Below are 13220 nucleotides of genomic sequence, written 5' to 3' on the forward strand. Positions count from 1 at the left end.
GTTCCCACGCGTTACTCACCCGTCCGCCGCTGACACCCGAAAGTGCCCGCTCGACTTGCATGTGTTAAGCCTGCCGCCAGCGTTCGCTCTGAGCCAGGATCAAACTCTCACGTTGAAGAGATTGATCAAAGCTGATCACGTCATCTTGACGAAGGCTCACATTGATCCGGGCGTTTCCACCCGAACCGTGTGAGCTTCCAAAAAGCGCATGACAGCTCGCATCCTCTTGACGACCCAACTCACGTCGGGTCCGCAAGGACGAGCGCCGTCCACGCTTCTCTTTCTCGTATTCACTTGTCAAAGAGCGGAACTGACCTGCGCCAGTACCTTGAAGAGACCAGTAAACCACCAGGCTGCCCCGGTCAAGTCCTACTGAGATCTTCGGAAAGTCCGTCCGACCGGCTCGCCTTTGCTTGGGCACCGCGTCGGGAGGCGCCGTATAAGATGCCCCGCATTCCCATGTCAACCACCCCTTTGCCGGCGTCGCACCGAAACCGCCGCGTCTGGGCTTTGCGAGCATGGCCGCGCCCGCAGGCCACACCATGCGCGGGTCCTGGGATTGGAGTTCCGCGACAATGGGTGGTTTCCCATCTGCCAGGGTCCCTGGTTCGCGATGGGTAGCCTCCGTGAGCCTCTGCCTGTGCGGGCGCGATTAACCCATAGGCCGCAGTACGGATTGACCGTGTTCGCTTAATAGGAGACCGTCGCGGCCCTGTTCGGTGCGGTACTGGGCACGTCGGACCTGCACGCCGTCGAGCGGCGGGCGCCGCCGGATCTCGCCGCCGCGCACCGCGACGTCGTCGCTGAATTCCCGCGGATCCTGTGCGCGCTGGAAGCTCGACATTTCGATGAGGCCCTCGAACGGATCACCGCGTTGCGCGACGCCCTGCAGGCGCGCGTCGGCCGCGCCGAAACTGGGGATCCCGGAACAGCCCCCACGTTGATCGCGCTCGACCGGCTCGTTGCATTCGTCGGGGATTACGAGTCGGCGCTGTCGGCCCTGGTACGAACGCACAAGAGCCCCCCGGCGCCGGACCGGGCGTTCCGCTTCCATCGGGACTGGGGGGCAGCGACGGAGAACGGCCTGCGCTCCGCGTTGGCGATCCTGCTCGCGGGCGCCTGCGGGATCGCGACCGGCTGGAACGACTGGTCGCTCCTGCTGCTCATCCTCGCCCCCTATTCTGTCCTCCTTGCCATGACGGGCAACCCGGCAGCGGGCGCCGTCGCGTTCATCACCGGGACGATCCTCGCCGTGCCGGCCGCTTTCGTCTGCACCTTCGGCCTGATGCCGGGCGTGCAGGGTTTCCCGCTGCTGGTCGCGGTGATCGCGCCGTTCTGGATGGCGGGCCTCTACGCCACCACCCTTCTGCGGCACGCGCCGGCCGGGCTGGCCTATGGGGTTGCGTTCAACACCCTCGTCGGCGCCACCAACTCGATGGCGTTCAGCGTGCCAGCCTTCCTGAACCAGGCGTTCGGCTGGGTGGCCGCGGTCTTCGTGACGCTGCTCGTCTTCCGCCTGCTCCTCCCGCACGATCCCCGCCGGCAAGCGCGCGACATTCTCGCGGCGGCGGCGGCCGAGATCGCCGCGCGGTCGATCGAGGATCCGAACGCGTGGCCGGCGGCGCATCGGGTCGCCGCCTGCCTGACCGACATGGCGGTGCTGCTCGACGCGCATCCGGACTGGTCCTTCGACCACCACCGGAGCGCGCCATGCTGAGCGAGGTCGCGATCGGGGGCGTCTACCTGCCGCCCATCCTCGTCTACCTCGTCGCGGCGCTCCCGCTCTTCGCCGCGCGCCGGGCCGTCCTGGACCGGGCCGGGGTGCTGCGCTTCGCTTGGCATCCCGCGCTGCTGGAATTCGCGCTGCTGCTCGCGACGGTCGCGCTTCTCATCCTCCTCGTCTGAGTGCCGCCATGACGGTCCTGAAGCGCCTGCTCCACCCCGCGCTGACCCTCGCCGTCGCCGCAGCGACGGTGCTGCTGCTCGCCGCGCTGTGGCGTACCTACATGCTCGCGCCCTGGACGCGCGACGGGCGAGTCAGCGCCGAGGTGGTGCGGGTCACCCCCGAGATCTCGGGTACGGTCGTCGACGTGCGCGCCGTCGACAACCAGTTCGTCCATCGGGGCGACATCCTCTACGTCATCGATCCGCACCGCTTCCGGCTGGCGCTCGACAGCGCACAGGCCGTGGTCCTGGCCAGGCGCGAGGATGCGGCGCTGAAAACCGCAGCGGCACACCGGCGCAACCAGCTGAGCCCGGGTATGGTGGCCTCCGAAGCGGTCGAGCAGGCCAACGGTATGGCGGCGATCGCGCGTGCGGATCACGACGCCGCGGCCCAAGTCGCCGAGGTCAACCTCGACCGCACCACGATCAGGGCACCTGTGGACGGCTACGTCACCAACCTCCGGCTGCGGCCGGGAGATTATCCGACGGCCGGCGCGACGCGGGTCTCGGTGATCGATGCGGAGGGATTCTGGATCACCGCGTATTTCGAGGAGACCAAGCTGTCCCGGATCACGATCGGCGCGCGCGCCGAGATCCGCCTGATGGGTTTCGAGCCGCCCATCTCCGGGCACGTGGACAGCATCGGGCACGGCATTGCCGATGCCAACGAGAGCCGCGACCATCTCGGCCTGCCGACCGTCAACCCGGTCTTCACCTGGGTGCGGCTGGCGCAACGCATTCCCGTCCGGATCCATATCGACGCGGTGCCGCCGGGGGTGACGCTCGCGGCGGGCATGACCTGCAGCGTGGCCGTCGGCGAAGCCGTGGTCGGCAACCGGCTGCTGTCACGGCTGGAATTCCTGCCGTGACGGCGCCACGGCTCCGCGCCACCGGGTATCGGCAAACCGGAGACGCGCCGGAGACGGAGCGGCCTCCTGTCCGGCCCGGGATATGTTCGCTCGGGTGGCGCGCGGCTCGTTCTCTTGAAAGCCTATTCCGTTCGGCATAAAGAACGCGCTGACGACCCGCCGGCCATGCGCGCCGGTCCGAATTTCGGCGCAGGAAAGACAAGCCGATGCCAGAGGGACTCGATGCCCGCACGATCGCGGCGACCAACGGGGTGGCCCAGGATACGTCCTTCGGCGCCGTGATCGCGCCGATCCACCTCTCGACGACCTTCAAGTTTCCCGCCTTCGAGCAACCCGGGCCCTACGATTACTCGCGGCTCGGCAACCCCACCCGCGACCAGCTCGCCGACACCATCGCCAAGCTCGAAGGCGGCGCCAGGGCCGTCATGGTGTCGAGCGGCATGGCGGCCATCGATCTCGCCCTGTCGAGCCTGTGTCCCGGCGACCTGCTGGTCGCGCCGCATGATTGCTACGGCGGGACGCACCGGCTGCTCAGCCTCCGCGCCGCCCGCGGGCAGTACCGGGTGCTGTTCGTCAACCAGACCGACCCGGACGCCCTGGCCGCAGCGCTGGCTCAGACACCCAAGGTCGTGCTGATCGAGACCCCGAGCAATCCGCTGATGCGGGTCGTGGATGTCCGCCGCGTCACCCATGCGGCCAAGGCGGTCGGCGCCCTGGCCGTGGTCGACAACACCTTCCTGTCGCCGGCGCTGCAGCGGCCGATCGCCCTCGGGGCGGATCTCGTCGTCCACTCCACGACCAAGTTCCTCAACGGCCATTCGGACGTGATCGGCGGGGCCGTGATCGCCGCCGAGGCCTCGGTCGGCGACGGCCTCGCGGCCTGGGCGAACACGATCGGGGTCACCGGCTCGCCGCTCGACGCCTACCTGACCCTGCGCGGCATCCGCACCCTGTTCGTCCGGGTGGAGCGCCAGCAACAGAACGCCGCCCAGCTCGCGGCCTTCCTGGATGCGCATCCGGCCGTGAGCCGTGTCCATTACCCGGGCTTGGCGTCCCACCCGGGCCACGCCATCGCCAAGGCGCAGCAGGCCGGGTTCGGCGCCATGCTGAGTTTCGAGCTCGTCGGTGGCCGCGCTGCGGTGAAGACCCTGGTGGAGACCCTGCGGGTGTTCACGCTGGCCGAATCGCTGGGTGGGGTCGAGAGCCTGATCGCGCACCCGCCGACCATGACGCATGCGGCGATGGATCCCGAGGCGCGCGCCATCGCGGGCATCACCGACGGGCTGCTGCGCCTCTCGATCGGCCTGGAAGCCGTGGACGACCTGCTGGCCGACCTGTCCCACGGCCTGGAGGCGGTGACGCGCGGCTGAGCCGGCGGCTCACTCCTCCTCGATCACGCTGAACCCGGACTCGTCCTCGACGACCCGGTACCGGGAGAGGCGCAGGGTCTGCGAGCGCTCGGCCGCCTCGTCCCGGCATTTCAGGACGTGGGCGGTCCGGTTGACGACCTGCAGGTTCGGCGCGCCCCAGTAGCCGAGCAGCTCCGGCCAGGGCGCGTCGCGGTGCTCGCGCCAGACCCGGTAGAGCGGCACGGCGTGGTCCACCTCCGCGGTGCGCAGCAGCCGCTTACCGGAGGCCTTGCAGCGATGCCCCTGATGGCGCTTCAGGACGCGGACCTGCTCGTGCGGCGCGATCCAGAACTTCCAGGCGGCGACACAGGCGGCGTGCCAGGCGGCCTTACCGTTGGGCACGCCCTGCCCCCAGAGGTCGCGGTGCCAACCGAACCGGTAGACCGGCTGGCCGCAGATGCAGCAGGCGCCGCGGCCGCGGGCGAAGGCCGGCTCGCGGAACGGGGCGGGCGGGATCCGGAAGCTCGCCGGGCGGCCGCCGGCGCCGCCCTCACCGAGCTGCCAGGTCCAGCCCTCCGGCGTCCCCGAGCGCGCGGCCAGGGCCCGGGCCAGCCGGTCGGCCCGCAGGATGTGGTTGCGCCAGTAGCTCTCCACCGCCAAGCGCGGAGTCGGCGGGATCAGCGGCCGCGTCAGCGCATGGTGCAGGATTGGCGGCGGGAAGATCGCGGGCAGGGCCCGCTCCAGCCGGGCCTGGGCCTTGGCGTTCTTCTGGTCACGCCAAGTGGATGTCGTGTTCGATGCCGTCATGCCCGGCCGTGCTAGCGCGCGACGCACGGGAAGGCGACGGCATCCGGGCCACAGGTTCGGGCCGGCAGACTTAAGACAGTGTTTCCCGTGAAACATCGCCGCCGGGGCAGGAGGTCGCGCCCTCGGATGCCTACAGGTCGATCGACATCGACAGCAGGGAGGTGCGTGGGCCGCCCTGGAAGACGGTGCCGAACGCGGCGACCCCGGTCCAGCACCGCGTCCCGGTGGCGTTCAGCACATTGGCCCGGAACGTCGTCCGGCGACCGTCGAGCACCGCGGCGTGGCGCAGGCCGAGATCGAGCCGTGCCCAGTCCGGCAGCCCGGGCGTTCCGCATGCCAAAGAAGTGTTCATGCCTTTCCGGCCAGCGTTCCACGGTCCGGCCGCGCATCCGCGCCGGCCTGATTCGCCTCCGGGGAGACCGCGATGCCCTCGAACCCCTTCACCGTGGCCGGCTCGACCGGGATCCTTGCCCTCGCCGCGCTCTGGACCTGCGCCCTTCCTTTCGCGAGCGCCCGGGCCGACCAGCCTTCGGCCAAGCTGTGCCGGGCCGCGACCTCGACGCCAGAGACCCAAACCTGCCTGCACAAGGCCCTCGAGGCGGCCGACGCGAAGCTCAACGCCGCCTACAAGAAGGCCCTGTCGGTCATCGAACAGGACGACCGCCCGCTGGACGCCAAGGCGACCTGGAAGGCCCAGTTCACGGCGGCCCAGCGCGCCTGGATCGCCTTCCGGGACGCCGATTGCGGCGATCTCACTTTCAGCGAGTGGAACAACGGCAGCGGCACCACCGGGGCGCTGTATGCCTGCAGGTACGACAAGACCGTCCAGCGGACCGAGGACATCCTGAGCCGGTACCCGCTTCAGTAGAGAGGTGGCTCCCGCCTCGGAGGCGGCGGCGGGCAACTGGTCCGACCCTTGAATGCGCGCAACCGCTGCGCACGCGAGGGACCTCGATGATCGTCGACCTGAACTGCGACATGGGCGAGGGTTTCGGCGTCTACCGCCTCGGCGACGATGCCGGGATGCTGGCGATCGCCAGTTCGGCCAACATCGCCTGCGGGTTCCACGCCGGCGACCCGCTGGTCATGCACGAGACCCTGACGCTCGCCGCCCGCGCCGGGGTCCAGGCCGGGGCGCATCCGGGCTTCCTCGATCTCTGGGGCTTCGGCCGGCGCCCGATCTACGGCGAGCGCCCGGCCGATGTCGAGAAGGTCGTGCTCTATCAGGTCGGCGCCCTCCTGGCGCTGGCCCAGGATGCCGGCTGCCCGGTGCGGCACGTGAAGACCCACGGGGCGCTGGGCAACATCGCCAACGCGGACGCGGATCTCGCCCTGGCGGTGGCCCGGGCGATCCGGACGCTGGACCGCGACCTGATCTTCGTGGTCATGCCCGGCCTCGAGACCGAGCGGGCCGGCGAGCGGCTCGGTTTGCCGCTGGCGCGCGAGATCTACGCCGACCGGGCTTACGCCGAGACCGGCAACCTGGTCTCGCGCACGCACCCGGGCGCGGTCCTGCACGATCCGGCCGAGGCGGCGGAGCGCGTGGTGCGGATGATTGAGGACCGCGCCATCACGTGCCTGTCCGGGCGACGCATCCCGGCCCGAATCGACAGCATCTGCGTCCACGGCGACACACCGGGCGCGGTCGCGATGGCCGCGCGGGTGCGGTCCGACCTGGCCGCCCTGGGGATCGCCATCAGGCCGATGGCCCAGGTGATCGGTCGCGCGATCGGCGCCTGAGTTCGCCGATTCCGTCCGGTTTCAGCCGCGATCCGCCTCACCGTCATGCAAACGTCGCAGATGGGCCAGAAAGCCACTCGCTGCTTACGAGGCTTTGAGAGGCCCTATGGATTTCCACCGTCGCTTCACGGTTCTGATGTGCGCCCCCGCCTTCGATCCGGACGACCTGGAGGGCGCGCGCGTCGCCCAGATCGTGGCGGCGGTGGAGAATCGCGGCTTCGAGGTGGTGCGGGCCCGGCGGGTCGAGGACGCGGCGATCGCCGTGCAGACCGATGCGGCCATCGGCTGCATGGTGGTCGACTGGGGCAAGCGCGGTCTCGACGGCAAGGCCGCCGCGCTCATCGACATGATGCGCAAGCGCGGCCTGGAGATGCCGATCGTCATCATGGTCCGCCGCAAGCGGCTGGAGGACATCCCGGTCGAGCTCCTGGACTTCATCGACGGCTACATCTTCCTGGCGGAAGAGACGCCGGAATTCATCGCCCGCGGCTTGGTCAGCCGGGTGACGCAATATGCCGAGACCCTGAAGACGCCGTTCTTCGGCGCGCTCGTGGACTATGCCGAGAAGGGCAACCAGCTCTGGACCTGCCCGGGGCACAACGGCGGCATCTTCTACAACCGCTCACCCATCGGCCGGATCTTCGTGGAGCACCTCGGCGAGGCGATCTTTCGCGACGACCTCGACAATTCGGTGCTCGACCTCGGCGACCTGCTGACCCACGAAGGGCCCGCGCTCAAGGCCCAGAAGGAGGCCGCCAAGATCTTCGGGGCGGAGAAGACCTACTTCGTCCTCAACGGCACCTCGGCCTCCAACAAGATCGTCCTGTCCTCGCTGGTGGCCGAGGACGACCTCGTTCTGTTCGACCGCAACAACCACAAGGCGGCCCATCACGGCGCCCTGTTCCTGGGCGGCGGCATCCCGATCTTCCTGGAGACGGACCGGAACGCCTTCGGCTTGATCGGTCCGATCTATCACGAGGCCCTGGACGAGACCCGGATCCGGGAAAAGATCCGCGCCAACCCGCTGGTCACCGACCCCGAGGCCTGGCGCCGGGAGCGGCCGTTCCGGGTCGCGGTGATCGAGCAATGCACCTACGACGGCACGATCTACGACGCGCAGGAGATCCTGGAGCGGATCGGCCACCTCTGCGACTACATCCTGTTCGACGAGGCCTGGGCGGGCTTCATGAAGTTCCACCCGCTCTTCGCGCGCCGCTTCGCCATGGGGCTCACCGGCCTCGACGAGACTTCGCCGGGCATCGTCGCCACGCAATCGACCCACAAGCAGCTGGCGAGCTTCTCACAGGCCTCGCAGATCCACACCCGCGACGGCCATATCCGCGGCCAGACCCGGCGCGTGGAGCACAAGCGCCTCAACGAGAGCTTCCTGGTCCACGCCTCGACCTCGCCGTTCTACCCGCTCTTCGCCTCCCTCGATGTCGGCGCCCAGATGATGAAGGGCCGCTCGGGCATGATCCTGTGGGACGACACGATCCGACTCGGGATCGAATGGCGCAAGAAGGTCCGGGCGATCCGTCGGGAGTTCGAGGAGAACGAGGCCGATCCGCTGCGGCGCTGGTTCTTCGACCCGTTCGTGCCGGACGTGACCACCAACGCCGACGGGGCCGAGGTGCCGTGGGAGAAGGTGCCCACCGACGAGCTCGCCGCCGACCCGCGGCACTGGGAACTGAAGCCCGGTGCCCGCTGGCACGGGTTCACCCATGTGGCGCCGGGCTACGCGATCACCGACCCGAACAAGCTCACGGTGCTCACCCCGGGCTTCGACCGACGGACCGGGGCCTATGCCGACCACGGCGTGCCGGCCCCGATCGTCGCGCAGTACCTGCGCGAGAACCGGATCGTGGCCGAGAAGAACGACCTGAACTCGCTGCTCTTCCTGCTGACGCCGGGCGTCGAGTCGTCCAAGGCCGGAACCCTGATCTCCGGCCTCGTCGCGTTCAAGCGGCACCACGACGACAACGTGCCGCTCGAGGATGCGATGCCGGAATTCGTCAACCGCCGGCCCAACCGCTACCGGGGCGTGCGCCTGCGCGACCTCTGCGCCGAGTTCCACGCCTTCCACCGGGAGGCCAACACCTCCATGCTCCAGCGCCGGCAATTCGCCCCCGAGCACCTGCCCGAGATGGTGATGCCGCCCAAGCGCGCCGCCCAGATGCTGACCCGCAACAAGGTCGATTACGTGCCGATCGCCGAGGCCGAGGGGCGCATCGCCTCGACCCTGATGCTGGTCTACCCGCCGGGCATCGGCACCGTCCTGCCGGGCGAGCGCCTGGACGACAGGGCCAAGCCGATGCTCGACTATTTCAAGATGTTCGAGGCCTCGGCCAACCTGTTCCCCGGCTTCGAGGCCGAGATCCAGGGGGTCTACCGCGAGGTCGAGCCGGACGGGCGGATCCGCTTCCACACCTACGTCGTGCGGGACGGCGCCTGATGGAGATCGAGCCCGAAGAGGGCGCCCCGATCCCGGCGCGGCCGAGCCCGGACATCATCATCCGCGCCTCCTCGGACGCGGATGTCGAGGCGATGGTGGCGATCTACGAGCACCATATCGGCAAGGGCGTCGGCAACGTCGCCGAATTCGACGACGAAGCGCGCCTGCTGCCCGACGACCTGAAGCGCCGGCGCAAGACCATGCGCAAGAAGCGCCTGCCCCACCTCGTCGCCGAGCGCGGCGGCCAGGTGGCGGGCTACGCCTACGCGGTGCCGTTCCGGAAGCGTCCGGCTTATCGCTACACGCTCAAGCACTCGATCTACGTGCATCCCGACCACCTCCATGCCGGGATCGGGCGCCGCCTCCTGCCGGCCCTGATCGAGGCCTGCGCGGCCGGCGGCTACCGCCAGATGATCGGCTACATCGACGCGCAGAACGCCGCGTCCCTCCGCCTTCACGAGACCTGCGGCTTCGTCCAGGTCGGCTACCTGAAGGCGGTGGGCTTCAAATACGGCCGCTGGTCGGACAGCGTGATGGTGCAGCGGGCGCTGGGCACCGGTTCCGAGGACCAGCCGGGGACGTAGGCAGCGACGGGACCGGTCAGTGCCCGTCGGCCCCAGCGGCGGGCTTTGCCGTGGCGACCAGCTCGATATCGACCCCGACCTCAAGGGCGACCCATTGTCCGGAGGCCCAGGCGCCCTGGCCGACGCCGAAATCGGTGCGGACGAGGCCGGCATGCCCGGTCGCATGCGCTTGGTCCCCTTCGAGCGCCAGGTGGAAAGGCAGAGTCAGCGGACGCGTCATGCCCCGGATGGTCAGGTCGCCGACCGCCTCGTAGTCGCCCCGGCCCTTGTCGACGAAGCGGGTGGCCTCGAAGCGCGCGTGGCTGGCGCTGGTCACGTCGAACCAGTCCCTCTGCGGCAGAGCCGCGTCGCGCTGGGCATCGCCGGTCCGGGCGCTGCCGAGATCGACCAGCACTGTGGCGCGGCCGGCCTCGGGCTTGGCAGGGTCGAACGCCACCCGGGCGTCGAAGCGCTCGAAGCGTCCCGAGAACGGAGTCCCGACCTGCACCCCCGAGAACCGGATCGCGCTCTTGGCCGGATCCACCGCCCACTCGGCGGAGGCGGCCGGCCGCACGGCCCCCGGGAGGGCGGCCGACAGGCACAGGGCGAGGCACGCGAGACGCAGCGTCATCGGGTCGAGTCCAGGGTTTCGGGAGGCAGCGCGGCGGCGCGGCCCGGCAGCATCCGCGCCAGCACGCCGTCCCGCAGGATGAGATGGTGGCGCAGCGCGGCCGCCACGTGCAGCACGAGCAACGCCGTCAGGAACCACGCCCCGTAGGCGTGCAGCAGCTTGACGGCCCCCTCCGCCCCCGCCGGGTCGGTCAGCAGCGGGGCCAGCGGCAGGTGCGGCCAGGGTACGAGCCCGTACAGCACCGTCGGGATGTTGAACGGCGAGAGCGAGACCACCGCCCAGCCGGTGAGCGGCAGCCCGATCAGGAGCCCGTACAGGATGGCATGGGCCGCTCCCGCCGCCCGGCGCTCGCGGGCCGGCATGCCCGCCGGGTGCGGGGGCGGCCGGTGGAACAGCCGCCAGGCGAGGCGCAGGCCGGTCAGGACCAGCACGGTGATCCCGACCGACTTGTGCCACTGGTAGAGCGGGAACAGGCGCATCGGCGCCAGCCCGGCATGCGTCATGGTCAGGCCCATGCCGATCAGGGCGAGCACGCCCAGCGCGCTCGCCCAGTGCAGCAGGATGGCCACCGCGGAGTAGCGCCGCGCCGATGCGACCCATGCCATCGCCATCCTCCCGTCCCGTCGGTCCGGGTCAGTCCTGACGCTCGAAGGCGCCCGCGATGGTCAGGTGCAGGTCGTCGCCGATGAGCGGCAGGTAGGTCTTCACCCCGAACTCGGAGCGCTTGACCGTGCCGGTGGCGTCGAACCCGACCGTGACCTTCTTGCTCAGCGGGTTCACGCCGGCCCCGACCAGGGTGACGTCCAGCGTCACCGGCTTGGTCACGCCGTGCAGCGTGAGGTTGCCGGCCACCTTCGCCTTGTCCTTGCCCTCGGGCGTGACCTTGGTGGACACGAAGGTCATCTCGGGGAACTTGCCCGCGTCGAGCCACTGGTCGCCCTTCAGCTCGTCCGTGAGCTTGGCGCTGGTCGTGGTCACCGAGGCGACCGGGATCTTGATCGACAGCTTCGCGGCCGCCGGGTTCTTGGGCTGCAGATCGAGGGTCCCGGACACGTCCGAGAAGCCGCCGGCATAGTTCGAGAAGCCCATATGGGAGACCCGCCAGCCGACCTGGGTGTGGTTGGGATCGACCGCGTAGGTGCCGGCCTGGATCTGGGCCGGGTCACGGGTCGGCGGGGTCTGGGCCAGGACCGGAGTGGCGACCAGGACCGGGGTGGCGACCAGGACGGCCAGAAGGCCGGAGGCGAGAATCGACTTCAAGGGTGTCTCCTACAGGCGACGATCATGCGCGATTCGGTGCGCCGCAGCAGCGCTGTAGACCCGTTCACGGCCGCGGTTGAGCCTGCTATCCGGAACCCCATGGTTGCGAGAACGGAAACCTTCCAGGGCGGACTCGACGACGTGCGCGCCTTCTGCACGGTCGTCGATCTCGGCACCGTCACGGCCGCGGCCGCGAGCCTGCGGGAAACCAAGGGCAGCGTCAGCCGTCGCCTCTCCCGGCTGGAACGGGCGCTCGGCACCCGGCTGATGGCCCGGACCTCCCGGGCGGTCTCGCCCACCGCGGAGGGCCTGGCGTTCTACGCCAAGGCCCACGAGAGCCTGGCCCTGCTCGACGAGGCCGCCGAGACCGCCCGCGACGCCCGGACGGTGCCGGCCGGGCACCTGCGGATGACCACCTCCATCGATTTCGGGATCGAGGTGATGCCCGAGATCGTCGCGAGCTTCCGGGCGGCCTATCCGCAGATCACGGTCGAGATGCTGAACACCGATGCCCGCCTCGACCTGGCGGCCAACCGGATCGACCTCGCCCTGCGGCTGGGCGGCGCGGAGGAGACCGGCTACCGGGCGGTCGTCCTGGCGACCCTGGCGGTCGGCCTCTACGCCGCGCCCGCCTACCTGCTGCGCCGCCCCGCGCCGGCCGACCTGGCCGGGCTGCACGGCCACGACCTGATCCTGTCCCGGGAGCGGCTGGGCTCGGGGGCCCTGCCCCTCACCGATGGGCGCGGCCAGTCCGAGCAGGTCGTCATGAGCCCGGCCATCCGGGTCAGCGACTTCGCGACCGTCCACCGCCTGACCCTGGCAGGGGCCGGAATCGGCCATATCCCGAGCCTCGTGGCCGCCCGGGCGGTCGCGGCGGGCCAGCTCGTGCGCGTGCTGGCCCCCTGGGCCAGCCGCGGTGGGGTCCTGCGCGCCGTGACGCTGGCCGGGCGCGACCTGCCGGCACGGGTCCAGGTCTTCCGGGACCATGTACGCGAGGCGCTGACGGCCTGCGGTCCAGATGCTGGGGAGACGCACTCTAGCGATCAATACAATCAAGACTTGTAGAGACTAAATATCGGCGCCTTATTGACTGATCGATTGGGACAATCTTACGGTCTGGCTTAGTGGGGTGTTCAGGACCTCGGCGCACCATGGCGCTTCGCGGCAGCCCGGGCCGCTCGGCGGTCGATCCCGCCTCAATCCCCTGCCCGGGCGTATCCAGTACCCAGCGGACACCCAACATGCCCCTTCGCAACCGGCGCCTCCGGCCCTTGCTCCTCGTCGGAACGCTGGTTCTGGCGGGTCTGTGCGCCGCACCGCCCGCGGCCTGGGCGATGCTGTCGAGCACGACCCGCGTCGTGCTGCAGAAGGGACGCCACTACGTGCCGACCGACCTGTTCCTGCGGCGCGGCGATACGATCACCCTGCGCAACGAGGATTCCAGCCAGACCCACCACGCCTTCATCGAGGCGGACCGGTTCTCGTTCGATGCGGGCGATCAGGAACCCGGCACCGAGACCCGGCTGGTCCTGGCGGAAGCGGGGGATTTCGTCATCCAGTGCGGCATCCACCCGAAGATGAAGCTGACCATCCACGTCCAGTAGG

The 13220-nt window shown here is 69.8% G+C and carries 15 protein-coding genes and 1 rRNA gene; 10 read left to right on the top strand and 6 right to left on the bottom strand.

Translation table 11 applies throughout. The features are described from left to right. Window positions 1–115, bottom strand: a 16S ribosomal RNA gene (locus FV242_RS21950); the annotation flags it as partial. 627 nt (window positions 116–742) lie between these two features. Here FV242_RS21950 and FV242_RS21955 point away from each other — a divergent pair. From FV242_RS21955 to metB, 4 genes are all read left to right on the top strand, one after another. Continuing rightward, a complete protein-coding gene (locus FV242_RS21955) occupies window positions 743–1717 on the top strand; it encodes an FUSC family protein (protein WP_368732197.1) in 975 nt (324 codons plus the stop codon). Further along, the gene (locus FV242_RS21960) at window positions 1711–1905 is read left to right on the top strand and encodes a DUF1656 domain-containing protein (protein ID WP_147940404.1); all 195 of its coding nucleotides are present in this window, start codon (window positions 1711–1713) and stop codon (window positions 1903–1905) included. The genes FV242_RS21955 and FV242_RS21960 overlap by 7 nt, the downstream gene beginning before the upstream one ends. A gap of 8 nt (window positions 1906–1913) precedes the next feature. After that, entirely contained in the window at window positions 1914–2813 is a 900-nt protein-coding gene (locus tag FV242_RS21965; protein WP_147940405.1) for an HlyD family secretion protein, read from the top strand. A 206-nt stretch (window positions 2814–3019) separates the two neighbouring features. Further along, complete coding sequence (metB, locus tag FV242_RS21970) at window positions 3020–4183, top strand: cystathionine gamma-synthase (protein WP_147940406.1); 1164 nt, start codon at window positions 3020–3022, stop codon at window positions 4181–4183. 9 nt (window positions 4184–4192) lie between these two features. Here metB and FV242_RS21975 read toward each other — a convergent pair whose 3' ends face one another. Both FV242_RS21975 and FV242_RS21980 read right to left on the bottom strand, forming a co-directional pair. Then, entirely contained in the window at window positions 4193–4969 is a 777-nt protein-coding gene (locus FV242_RS21975) for a hypothetical protein (RefSeq protein WP_147940407.1), read from the bottom strand. Window positions 4970–5099: 130 nt separating this feature from the next. Beyond that, window positions 5100–5321 carry a ferric siderophore receptor protein gene (locus FV242_RS21980; protein WP_246692810.1) on the bottom strand — a complete coding sequence of 74 codons (222 nt, stop codon included), beginning with the start codon at window positions 5319–5321 and terminating at the stop codon, window positions 5100–5102. A gap of 72 nt (window positions 5322–5393) precedes the next feature. On the opposite strand from FV242_RS21980, the gene FV242_RS21985 reads away from it, so the two are divergent. The 4 genes from FV242_RS21985 (at window position 5394) to FV242_RS22000 (ending at window position 9745) form a co-directional block, all read left to right on the top strand. Then, a complete protein-coding gene (locus FV242_RS21985) occupies window positions 5394–5837 on the top strand; it encodes a lysozyme inhibitor LprI family protein (protein WP_147909233.1) in 444 nt (147 codons plus the stop codon). Between the two features lie 86 nt (window positions 5838–5923). Then, the gene (locus FV242_RS21990) at window positions 5924–6709 is read left to right on the top strand and encodes a LamB/YcsF family protein (protein WP_147940408.1); all 786 of its coding nucleotides are present in this window, start codon (window positions 5924–5926) and stop codon (window positions 6707–6709) included. 106 nt (window positions 6710–6815) lie between these two features. Next, window positions 6816–9161, top strand: coding sequence for an Orn/Lys/Arg decarboxylase N-terminal domain-containing protein (locus FV242_RS21995; protein ID WP_147909231.1), 2346 nt, complete (start codon window positions 6816–6818; stop codon window positions 9159–9161). Beyond that, the gene (locus FV242_RS22000; RefSeq protein ID WP_147909230.1) at window positions 9161–9745 is read left to right on the top strand and encodes a GNAT family N-acetyltransferase; all 585 of its coding nucleotides are present in this window, start codon (window positions 9161–9163) and stop codon (window positions 9743–9745) included. Before FV242_RS21995 ends, FV242_RS22000 begins: the two co-directional genes overlap by 1 nt. A gap of 16 nt (window positions 9746–9761) precedes the next feature. Here the strand turns inward: FV242_RS22000 and FV242_RS22005 are convergent, their stop codons facing one another. From FV242_RS22005 to FV242_RS22015, 3 genes are read right to left on the bottom strand one after another with little or no spacing between them, the layout of a single operon-like run. Beyond that, window positions 9762–10355, bottom strand: coding sequence for a YceI family protein (locus FV242_RS22005; protein WP_147909229.1), 594 nt, complete (start codon window positions 10353–10355; stop codon window positions 9762–9764). Further along, window positions 10352–10960 carry a cytochrome b gene (locus FV242_RS22010; RefSeq protein WP_147909228.1) on the bottom strand — a complete coding sequence of 203 codons (609 nt, stop codon included), beginning with the start codon at window positions 10958–10960 and terminating at the stop codon, window positions 10352–10354. Before FV242_RS22010 ends, FV242_RS22005 begins: the two co-directional genes overlap by 4 nt. A 28-nt stretch (window positions 10961–10988) precedes the next feature. Then, a complete protein-coding gene (locus FV242_RS22015; RefSeq protein ID WP_147940409.1) occupies window positions 10989–11615 on the bottom strand; it encodes a YceI family protein in 627 nt (208 codons plus the stop codon). 99 nt (window positions 11616–11714) lie between these two features. On the opposite strand from FV242_RS22015, the gene FV242_RS22020 reads away from it, so the two are divergent. Both FV242_RS22020 and FV242_RS22025 read left to right on the top strand, forming a co-directional pair. Beyond that, a complete protein-coding gene (locus tag FV242_RS22020) occupies window positions 11715–12680 on the top strand; it encodes a LysR family transcriptional regulator (RefSeq protein WP_147940410.1) in 966 nt (321 codons plus the stop codon). Between the two features lie 176 nt (window positions 12681–12856). After that, entirely contained in the window at window positions 12857–13219 is a 363-nt protein-coding gene (locus tag FV242_RS22025) for a hypothetical protein (protein WP_147909226.1), read from the top strand. Window position 13220: the final 1 nt, after the last annotated feature.

The sequence above is a fragment of the Methylobacterium sp. WL64 genome (assembly GCF_008039945.1).
In the GTDB taxonomy this organism is placed as follows: Bacteria; Pseudomonadota; Alphaproteobacteria; order Rhizobiales; family Beijerinckiaceae; genus Methylobacterium.

Excerpts from the sequence above, each read along its gene's own strand:
- FV242_RS21965 (WP_147940405.1), top strand. The coding sequence starts at position 1,914 with ATGACGGTCCTGAAGCGCCTGCTCCACCCCGCGCTGACCCTCGCCGTC.
- FV242_RS22020 (WP_147940410.1), top strand. The coding sequence starts at position 11,715 with ATGGTTGCGAGAACGGAAACCTTCCAGGGCGGACTCGACGACGTGCGC.
- FV242_RS21980 (WP_246692810.1), bottom strand. The coding sequence starts at position 5,321 with ATGAACACTTCTTTGGCATGCGGAACGCCCGGGCTGCCGGACTGGGCA.
- FV242_RS22000 (WP_147909230.1), top strand. The coding sequence starts at position 9,161 with ATGGAGATCGAGCCCGAAGAGGGCGCCCCGATCCCGGCGCGGCCGAGC.
- FV242_RS21990 (WP_147940408.1), top strand. The coding sequence starts at position 5,924 with ATGATCGTCGACCTGAACTGCGACATGGGCGAGGGTTTCGGCGTCTAC.
- FV242_RS21985 (WP_147909233.1), top strand. The coding sequence starts at position 5,394 with ATGCCCTCGAACCCCTTCACCGTGGCCGGCTCGACCGGGATCCTTGCC.
- FV242_RS22025 (WP_147909226.1), top strand. The coding sequence starts at position 12,857 with ATGCCCCTTCGCAACCGGCGCCTCCGGCCCTTGCTCCTCGTCGGAACG.
- FV242_RS21960 (WP_147940404.1), top strand. The coding sequence starts at position 1,711 with ATGCTGAGCGAGGTCGCGATCGGGGGCGTCTACCTGCCGCCCATCCTC.
- FV242_RS21975 (WP_147940407.1), bottom strand. The coding sequence starts at position 4,969 with ATGACGGCATCGAACACGACATCCACTTGGCGTGACCAGAAGAACGCC.
- metB (WP_147940406.1), top strand. The coding sequence starts at position 3,020 with ATGCCAGAGGGACTCGATGCCCGCACGATCGCGGCGACCAACGGGGTG.
- FV242_RS22010 (WP_147909228.1), bottom strand. The coding sequence starts at position 10,960 with ATGGCATGGGTCGCATCGGCGCGGCGCTACTCCGCGGTGGCCATCCTG.
- FV242_RS21995 (WP_147909231.1), top strand. The coding sequence starts at position 6,816 with ATGGATTTCCACCGTCGCTTCACGGTTCTGATGTGCGCCCCCGCCTTC.
- FV242_RS22005 (WP_147909229.1), bottom strand. The coding sequence starts at position 10,355 with ATGACGCTGCGTCTCGCGTGCCTCGCCCTGTGCCTGTCGGCCGCCCTC.